The 9297-nt window shown below is 73.3% G+C and carries 6 protein-coding genes and 1 pseudogene; 2 read left to right on the top strand and 5 right to left on the bottom strand.

Going from position 1 to position 9297, the window contains the following annotated elements; translation table 11 throughout:
- Positions 1-458 (top strand): glycerophosphodiester phosphodiesterase family protein (locus ABZW03_RS30990; protein WP_355265569.1); only part of this gene is annotated, 458 nt, incomplete at its 5' end.
- A 110-nt stretch (positions 459-568) separates the two neighbouring features.
- Positions 569-1888 (top strand): MFS transporter, encoded by a 1320-nt coding sequence (locus ABZW03_RS30985; protein WP_355265572.1) that lies wholly within the window; start codon positions 569-571, stop codon positions 1886-1888.
- Positions 1889-1974: 86 nt separating this feature from the next.
- Here the strand turns inward: ABZW03_RS30985 and ABZW03_RS30980 are convergent, their stop codons facing one another.
- The 5 genes and pseudogenes from ABZW03_RS30980 to ABZW03_RS30960 all read right to left on the bottom strand — a co-directional run.
- Entirely contained in the window at positions 1975-3624 is a 1650-nt protein-coding gene (locus ABZW03_RS30980) for a trypsin-like serine protease (protein WP_355265566.1), read from the bottom strand.
- Between the two features lie 166 nt (positions 3625-3790).
- Complete coding sequence (locus ABZW03_RS30975; protein ID WP_355265563.1) at positions 3791-5521, bottom strand: trypsin-like serine protease; 1731 nt, start codon at positions 5519-5521, stop codon at positions 3791-3793.
- 89 nt (positions 5522-5610) lie between these two features.
- Positions 5611-7188, bottom strand: a complete 1578-nt coding sequence (locus ABZW03_RS30970; RefSeq protein WP_355265560.1) for a trypsin-like serine protease — start codon at positions 7186-7188, stop codon at positions 5611-5613.
- A 106-nt stretch (positions 7189-7294) separates the two neighbouring features.
- Entirely contained in the window at positions 7295-8908 is a 1614-nt protein-coding gene (locus tag ABZW03_RS30965) for a trypsin-like serine protease (RefSeq protein ID WP_355265557.1), read from the bottom strand.
- 47 nt (positions 8909-8955) lie between these two features.
- Positions 8956-9297 (bottom strand): annotated as a pseudogene (locus ABZW03_RS30960) (hypothetical protein); the annotation flags it as partial.

Here is a 9297-nt window from a genome sequence, read left to right as displayed (position 1 = left end):
TTCGGGTCGGCGGCGGCGGATTCTCCGACCCCCGGCTGGCCGCCGTCCGCGCCGCCGCCGGGCCCCGGGTGGCGACCTCGCTCGGCCCGCGCGAGGTCGCCCGGCTACGGCTGCGCTCGCTGGCCGAATCGTTCCTGCCGTCCACCGGTCCGGGGCGGCCGTCCGGGCGGCCGTCCCGGCGCCCGGGAGCGCCGTACGCCGGTCTCTGCGCGCAGGTGCCGGAGCGGCACCGCGGCGTGCGGGTCGTCGACCGGGCCTTCGTCCGCACCGCCCACCGGCTCGGCCTCCAGGTGCACGTCTGGACTGTGGACGATCCCACACGGATCAGGTCTCTCCTGGACCTGGGTGTGGATGGCATCATGGCCGATCGCATCGACGTCCTGCGGGACGTCCTCGGCGAGCGCGGCTGCTGGACGGACGGCAGTTCGGGCTCCAGCACGGTGATGGGAACCCCATGAGCACCACGAACTCGGCGACGCACCCGCCGGACGACCCACCGACCGACCCCACGGCCGCCGACGCGGCCGCCTCCGCGACCCCCGGCGACGACGGACGGGCCCTGCGCCGGATGCAGTTCGGCTGGTACGTCAACGACTGGGCCAACGCCGCGTTCTCGGCCACCGTCCTGACGGTGTTCCTCGGCCCGTACCTGACCACCGTCGCCAAGGAGGCCGCCGACGCGGCCGGCAACGTGCACCCGCTCGGCCTGTCGATCCGCGCAGGATCGTTCTTCCCGTACACCGTCTCCTTCTCCGTGCTGCTGTCGGTCGCGGTGATGCTGCTGACCGGCACCGTCGCCGACCGCACCGGGCGGCACAAGGAGCTGATGTGCGGCTTCGCGTACGTCGGTTCGCTCGCCACGATGGGGATGTTCCTCCTCGACGGCGACCGCTACCTGCTCGGCGGCGCGCTGCTGGTGGTCGCCAACATCTCGTACGCGGTCTCGGTCGCGCTCTCCTACGCCTACCTGCCCGGTCTGGCCTCCCCCGACGAGCGCGACAAGGTCTCGTCCACGGGCTGGGCCTACGGCTACGCGGGCGGCGGCCTGCTGCTGATCGCCAACCTGGCGCTGTTCGAGGGCCACGACGCGTTCGGCCTGGACTCCGGCACCGCCGTACGGATCTGCCTCGCCTCGGCGGGCCTGTGGTGGGCGCTGTTCACCGTCGTCCCGATGCTGCGGCTGCCCTCCCGGGCCGGCCTCGCCCCCAGCCCGGCCACCGAACCGGCCGGCGCCGACCGGCCCACCACCGGCAGCCTGCGCCAACTCGCGCGCACCCTGGGCGAGATGCGCAAGCACCCGCTCACCCTGCTCTACCTCGCCGCCTTCCTCTGCTACAACGACGGCATCCAGACCGTCGTCTCCCAGGCCTCGCTCTACGGCAGCGAGGAACTCGGCATGGACCAGACCTCGTTGGTCACCGCCGTGCTGCTGGTCCAGGTCGTGGCGATCGGCGGCGCCCTGCTGCTCGGCCGGATCGCCCACCGCTACGGCGCCAAGCGGACCATCCTCGGCTCCCTGGTCGGCTGGGTCGTCACCGTCACCCTCGGCTACGTCATGCCCGCCCACCAGCCCGCCTGGTTCTACGCTCTGGCCTGCATGATCGGCCTGGTCCTCGGCGGCAGCCAGGCCCTCTCCCGCTCCCTCTTCTCCCACCTCGTCCCGCCGGGCCGGGAGGCCGAGTACTTCAGCTTCTACAAGGTCAGCGACCGCGGCACCAGCTGGATGGGCCCGCTCGTCTTCGGCTTCGCCTACCAGCTCACCGGCAGCTACCGCTCGGCGATCATCTCGCTGATGGTCTTCTTCGTCGTCGGCTTCGTCGTCCTGCTGAAGGTCCCGGTCCGCCGCGCCATCGAGGCCGTCGGCAACCCGGTGCCCGAGCGGCTCTGACGGGCCCCGAGAGCCGCGGGCCCGGCCGCTCCCCCGATCCGTCGGGAGCAGCCGGGCCCGCGGCTCTGCGGCGTTCTGCCGTTCCGTCAGCCGATGGTGGCGGCCGTGGTGGCGGTGACGGCCTGGACGCCGCTGGCGCCACCGGGCACCGCCTGCCAGCCGGTCCAGACGCCCTCGGGCGTGTTGGTCCGGGTGTAGACGTTCCGGTCGGAGCCGATCGCGTACAGACGCACGACGTTGTCCGGCGTGGTGGTGCTGGTGATGCCCCTGATGCCGTTGTTCTCGACCAGCGTCCACCCGCTCCAGCTACCGGTGGTCCAGTCCCCGGTGGCGGCGTGCAGGCCACCGTCCGAGCCGATCACCTGCAGGCTCACCGTGTTGCCGCGGGCCGTGGCGGTGATGGCCTGGACACCGCTCGCACCACCGGGCACCGCCTGCCAGCCGGTCCAGACGCCCTCGGGCGTGTTGGTCCGGGTGTAGACGTTCCGGTCGGAGCCGATCGCGTACAGACGCACGACGTTGTCCGACGTGGTGGTGCTGGTGATGCCCCTGATCCCGTTGTTCTCGACCAGCGTCCACCCGCTCCAGCTATCGGTCGTGTAGTCCCCGGTGGCGGCGTACAGGCCGCCGTCCGAGCCGATCACCTGCAGGCTCACCGTGTTGCCCCGGGCCGTGGCGGTGACGGCCTGGACACCACCGGCGCCGCCGGGCACCTCCTGCCAGCCCGACCAGGCACCGCCGACCACGCCGTCACGGGTGTAGACCCGGCCGTCGGTGCCGACGGCGAAGACGTGGACGGCGTTGCCGATGGCGACGCTGTCCACGGCGGTCTGGGTGCCGGCCGTGGCGCTGGTGCCGACGGCCGACCAGCGCTCGGCCCAGCGGCCGGTCCGGTGATCGGTGACGGTGTCCCAGAGGGCGGAGTCGGAGCCGAGCACCTGGACGTGCGTGCCGGGCTTCACCTCCGCCGTGCTGTACCGGACCTCCTTCACCCAGGCGTCGAGGTCGTCGACCCGGGCGTTGTGGGCACCGGTGCGCGTCTCGGTGGCGGGCACGCCCAGGCAGCCGCCCTGCCAGGAGCGGGAGGCGACGGCGACCAGCTCGGCCCTGCCGTTGACCTCGCGGACCACGGGGGCGCCGGTGTCGCCCTTGCAGATCGCCGCGCCGCCGGTGCCGGTGGTGCCGATACCGGTCGCGCTCACGGTGTCGAGGCTGAACGCGCCGGAGTGCAGCCTGTTGGTCACCCATTCGGTCCTGGTGCGCCCGTACCCGGGCACGCGCAGGGTCTGCCCGACGGTAGGCGCGGCGGTGGTGACCGGCAGCGGGGCGATGCCGTCGACGGGCGTGGCGAGGCGGGCCATGACCAGGTCGCGGTCGGCGCGCGGCACCAGCTCGGCGATCTCGGCGGTCCGGCCGCCGGTGGTGGTCAGGTCGGTGCGGCCGACGGTGACCGTGGTCCTCCACTTCGGCGCCCCGGCCGCCAGGGCCTGCGGCTGCGCCGGGTCGTCCGAGAAGCAGGACGCGGCGGTGAGCACCCAGAAGCGGTCCACCAGCGCGCCGGTGCAGGCGCGCAGGTTGTCGCCGACCACCAGGCGCGCGGTGAAGGCGTAGGAACCGTCGGCGGCGGTGTCACCGGAGACGGCGCCGGCCGGGGCGACGGTGCTCAGCGTGCCGGCGGCCGCGGCCGCGACCAGCGCGCCCGCCCGCCGGGAGCGGGTGTGGGACTTGCGAGGCATGAGGAATCTCCCTGAGACGTTCGAAAGGGCCGCACCCCACGGACGCGGGGTGCGGATCGGATTCGTTCTCGGCGGTGCGCCGACCGGGCTGCGGCCCGCCCTGCCGGTGGCGGGGCGGGCCGCATCGGGTCTGCCGTGGATCAGGGGGCGGAGGGGCCGCCGTGGATCAGGGGGCGGAGGGGCCTCCGTGGAAGCGGACCCAGCCGGGGCCCAGCGGGTCGACGGACCACAGGGTGTTGTTGACGTCCCGCACGTAGGTGACGGGGTGTCCGGTGGCCGGATCGACGACGGTCTGCGGGACGGCGTCCGCGGCCAGCGCGGTGCCGGCCGGGGTGAGGGCGAACTCGGTCCACTTCCCGGTGGAGAAGTCCAGCGAGTTCAGCCGGTTGTTCGGGCCGTTGACGTACACCACCGTCCGCTTGCCGGCCTCGTCCGCGACCGCGACCGGGTCGGTGGCGGCCGTCACGCCCCAGTCGCGCCAGCCCGGGCCCCACGGGTCGACGGACCACAGGTGGTGGGCGGTGTCGCGGACGAAGGTGGTGAAGTGCCCGGTGGCCGGGTCGACCACGGTCGAGGGGAGGGCGTCCGGGGCCAGCACCGTGCCGGAGGTCGTCGGGACGAACTCGACCCGGCCGGCGCCGCGCCGGTCGACGGAGTTCAGCCGGTTGTTCGGCCCGTTGACGTACACCACGATGTGGCCGTCGTTCGGGTTGACCACCGGGACGGGGTCGGTGGCCGCCAGCGGGCCGTAGTCGTACCAGCCCTCGCCCTGCGGGTCCACGGACCACAGGTGGTTGGCGGTGTCCCGGACGAAGGTCACCAGGTGGTTGGTGGCCGGGTCGACGATCGTGCGCGGCACGGCGTCGGGGGCCAGCACGGTGCCGGACGGGGTCGGGACGAAGGCGGTCCACTGGCCGGTGGTGCGGTCGTAGGACCAGAGCTTGTTGTCCGGCCCGTTGACGTACACCACCACATGGCCGCTGACCGGATCGGCGATCGCGGTGGGGCGGGTGGCGGCGTAGACGCCCAGGTCGAGCCAGCCCTCGTTCCGCGGGTCGACGGACCACAGGTGGTTGCTGCTGTCCTGGACGAAGGTCAGCGGGTGGCCGGTCGCGGGGTCCACGACGGTGAACGGCGAGGCCTTCACCACCGTCCCCGAGGGGGTGGAGTGCCGGACGTTGGTGATCCACTGGCCGAGGTCGTCGACCCGGACGGCGAACGCGCCGGTGCGGGTCTCGGTGGCCGGGGTGCCCAGGCAGCCGCCCTGCCAGGAGCGCGAGGCGACGGCGACCAGCTCGGCCTTGCCGTTGACCTCCCGGATCGCCGGGGCGCCGGTGTCGCCCTTGCAGACCGCCGCGCCGCCCGTCCCCGTGATGCCGACGCCGGTCGGGCTCACCGTGTCGAGGCTGAACGCGCCGGTGTGCAGCTTGTCCTGGATCCACTCGGTCCTGGTCCGGCCGTAGCCGGGCACCCGCAGCGACTGCCCGGCCGTCGGCACGGCGGTGCCCACCGCCAGCGGCGTCACGCCCTCCACGGGCGACGCCAGGCGGGCCATCACCAGGTCACGGTCCTGACGCGGCACCAGCTCGACCACCCGGGCCGACTTGCCAGCCACGGTGGCGGTGGTGGTCCACTTCGGCGCACCGGCCGCGAGGGCCTGCGGCTGCGCCGGGTCGTCCGAGAAGCAGGAGGCGGCGCTGATCACCCAGTACTGGTCGATCAGCGCGCCGGTGCAGGCCCGGAGGCTGTCGCCGATGGCCAGTCGCGCGGTGGTGGTGTCGGCGGCCGCGTCGCCCACGACGGCTTGGGCCGGGCTGAACGTGGTCAGCGTGCCGGCGGTCGCGGCCGCGACCAGCACGCCGGCCCGCCAGGAACGGGCCTGGGACTTGCGGGACATGGTGGTTCCCCTTCGGGTGGATCTGCGGGAACCCGCGGGGGCGGTCGGGCGCACGCCGACGGCCCCCGCGGGGAGGGAGAGGGTTCGGATCAGCCGATCGCGGTGGCGGCGATGCCCTGGATGCCGCTGCTGTCGACGAGGTGGAAGGTGGTCCAGCTGCCGTCGGCCTTCTTGTCGGCGGTCCAGATCCGGTCGTCGGAGCCGATGGCGAACAGGCGGATGGTGTCGCCGATGGTGGTGGTGGCCACCTGCTTGACACCGCCGGCGTCGGGGACCGCGTCGAAGGTGGTCCAGGGGCCGTTGTCGGTGCTGTCGGTGGTCCAGATCCTGGCGTCGCCGCCGATCGCGAACAGCCGCACGGTGGTGCCGACCGTGGTGGCCGCGATGTGCCGGATGGCGCTGCTGGGGATGCGCTCGAAGGTGGTCCACGTCCCGGCGGTGTAGTCGCCGGTGGTGGTCCAGATCTCGTCGTTGCCGCCGATCGCGAACAGCCGCACGGTGTTGCCGACGGTGGTGGCGGTCACCTGCTTGATGCCGCTGCTGGGCAGCGCCTCGAACGCGGACCAGGTGCCGACGGCGTAGTCGCCGGTGGTGGTGTAGATCCTGCCGTCGCCACCGATGGCGAACAGCCGGACCTTGTCGCCCATGGCGACGGCGGTCACCTGCTGGATGCCGCTGTTGTCCGGCACCTGCTGGAAGGTGCTCCAGGTGTGGGTGGCGGTGTCCTCGGTGACGGTCCAGATGCGCTGGTCGGAGCCGATCCCGAAGAGCCGGATCTTGTCGCCCATCGTGACGGCGCTGATCTGCCGGATGCCGCTGCCGTTCGACACGGACTCGAAGGTGCCCCACACGTCCGGGGTGTACGAGCCCTCGTTGGCCCAGACCTTGGTGTCCCCGCCGATCGCGAGCAGCTCGCTGGCCGCACGGGAGGCCTTCACCTGCTTCACCCAGCCGCCGAGGTCGTCGACCCGGGAGCTGTAGGCGCCGGTACGGGTCTCGGTGGCCGGGGTGCCCAGGCAGCCGCCCTGCCAGGAGCGCGAGGCGACGGCCACCAGCTCGGCCCTGCCGTTGACCTCGCGGATCGCCGGGGCGCCGGTGTCGCCCTTGCAGACCGCCGCGCCGTTCGTGCCCGTGGTGCCGATGCCCGTCGGGTTCACCGTGTCGAGGCTGAACACGCCGGAGTGGACCTTCAGCGGCGCCCACTCGTCCTTCGTCCGGCCGACGCCGGGAACGCGCAGGCTCTGCCCGGCGGTCGGCGCGGTGGCCGCCAGCGGCAGCGGGGCGACGCCGTCCACGGCCCTGGTGAGGCGGGCCAGCACCAGGTCGCGGTCCTGACGCGGCACCAGCTCGGCCACCTGGGCCGACTTGGCCCCGACGGTGACGGTGGTCCCCCACTTCGGCGCGCCGGCCGCCAGGGCCTGCGGCTGCGCCGGGTCGTCCGAGAAGCACGACGCGGCGGTGAGCACCCAGTAGCGGTCCACCAGCGCGCCGGTGCAGCCGCGCAGGTGGTCACCGATCACCAGGCTCGCGGTGAAGGCGTAGGAACCGTCGGCGGCCGGGGCGCCGACCACGGCGCCGGCCGGGGCGAGGGTGCTCAGCGTGCTCGCGGCAGCGGCCGCGACCAGCACGCCGGCCCGCCGGAGGCGGGGCTGGGACTTGCGGGACATCGGGAGTTCCCCCCTGGGATGGTGCGGGTAGGTGGCGTCCCGCCGGACCGGCGGCCGGGCGGTGGCCGGTGGCGCGCGGTCCGGCGGGACGCGGTGCGGGCTGGGGTCAGCCGGTGGTCGCGGCGGTGACGGCCTTGGTGCCGGTGGCACCGCCGGGGACCTCGCCCCAGTCGGTCCACTTGCCGGCGTTGTAGTCGGCGTCGCGGTTGTAGACCTTGTCGTCCTCGTTGACGGCGACGATGTGGACGACGTTGCCGTCGGCGCTGCTGCTGATCGCCTTCAGGTTGTTGTCGCCGAGCCTGTCCCAGCGCCCCTCCCAACGTCCCTGGTCGTAGTAGCCGTAGGTGGTGCGCAGGGCACCGTCGGAACCGATGATCTGCAGGTCGACGGTGTAGCCGCGGGCGGCGGCCGTGATGCCCTTGACACCGGTCTCGCCGCCGGGGACCTCGGCCCACGACGGGGTCCACTCCCCGTTGGTCAGCCGGTCACGGGTGTAGACGCGATCGTCCTCGTTGACGGCGAAGACGTGGACGACGCCGTCGGGGGTGGTGGCGCTGGTGACGGCCTTCAGGTTGTTGGTGCCGCGCTGGACCCAGACGTTCGCCCACGCACCGGCGGCGTAGTCGGCGGAGGTGCTGTAGAGCGAGCCGTCGGAGCCGATGATCTGGACCTCGACGACGTCGCCGCGGGCCGCGGCGGTGATGCCCTTGGCGCCGCCGGCGCCGCCGGGCACCTCGCCCCACGGGGTCCACGCGCCGCCGACCTTGCCGTCGTGGCTGTAGACCTTGCCGTCGGAGCCGACGGCGTAGACGTGCACGGTGTCGCCGATGGCGACGCTGTCCACGGCCGTCAGGGTCACGCTGTTGACGGGCGACCAGCTGCCGAGCCACTTGCCCGCCCGGTAGTCGGCGACGGTGTCCCAGAGCCTGCTGTCCGAGCCGATGACCTGCACATGCAGGCCGGACTTGACCTCCGCCGTGCGGTAGCGCAGCTCCTTCACCCAGTCGCCGAGGTCGTCGACCCGGGAGTTGTAGGCGCCGGTGCGGGTCTCGGTGGCCGGGGTGCCCAGGCAGCCGCCCTGCCAGGAACGGGAGGCGACGGCGACCAGCTCGGCCCTGCCGTTGACCTCGCGGACCACGGGGGCGCCGGTGTCGCCCTTGCAGACCGCCGCGCCGTTCGTGCCCGTGGTGCCGATGCCCGTCGGGTTCACCGTGTCGAGCGAGAACGTGCCGGTGTGCAGCTTGTCCTGGATCCACTCGGTCCTGGTCCGGCCGAAGCCGGGAACGCGCAGGCTCTGACCGGCGGTCGGGGCCACGGTGGCCAGCGGCAGCGGGGCGACGCCGTCCACGGCCGTGGCGAGGCGGGCCATCACCAGGTCGCGGTCCTGACGCGGCACCAGCTCCGCTATCTGGACGGACTTGTCGCCGATGGTGGCCGTGCTCGTCCACTTCGGCGAGCCGGCTGCCAGGGCCTGCGGCTGCGCCGGGTCGTCCGAGAAGCAGGACGCGGCGGTGAGCACCCAGGAGCGGTCCACCAGCGCGCCCGTGCAGGCCCGCAGGTTGTCGCCGACGACGATCCGGGCGGTGGTGGTGTAGGTGCCGGCGGCGGCCGTGTCACCGGCGACGGCGCCGGCCGGGGCGAAGGTGCTCAGCGTGCCGGCGACCGCGGCGGCGGCCAGCACGCCCGCCCGCAGGGTGCGGGACGAGGAGTTGCGAGGCATGAGGTGGTGTTCCCAACGTGAGGCACAGATGCGGGAGGCGGTGGTGTTCAGCCGGTGACGGTGAGTTCGACGAGGCTGGCCGCGGTGCCGGTGGAGCCGACGCCGACAGGCTTGAAGCCGTTGGTGGGCACGTCGACGGTCTGCGAGGTGCTGCCGCTGGTGAGGCCGGCGCGGACCGAGCGGCCGCCGCTGGTCTGGATGTAGAAGACGTCGGGCAGCTGGAGGGAGAGGTTTCCCGTGGTGCCGGTGACGGTGAAGCAGATCTGGTTGTCCGGGTTGCCCGGGGCCAGGGTGCCGATCTGGATCTGGGACTTCGCGCAGTCGGCGGCGAGCAGGATGTGGCCGTCGCCGCGCAGCAGCTTGACCTTGGTGATGGCGGCCGCGCCGGG

The organism is Kitasatospora sp. NPDC004799 (assembly GCF_040609095.1).
Lineage (GTDB): Bacteria > Actinomycetota > Actinomycetes > Streptomycetales > Streptomycetaceae > Kitasatospora.
Note: the sequence above shows the minus strand (reverse complement) of the source record. Positions and strands in the feature narration are given on the sequence as shown.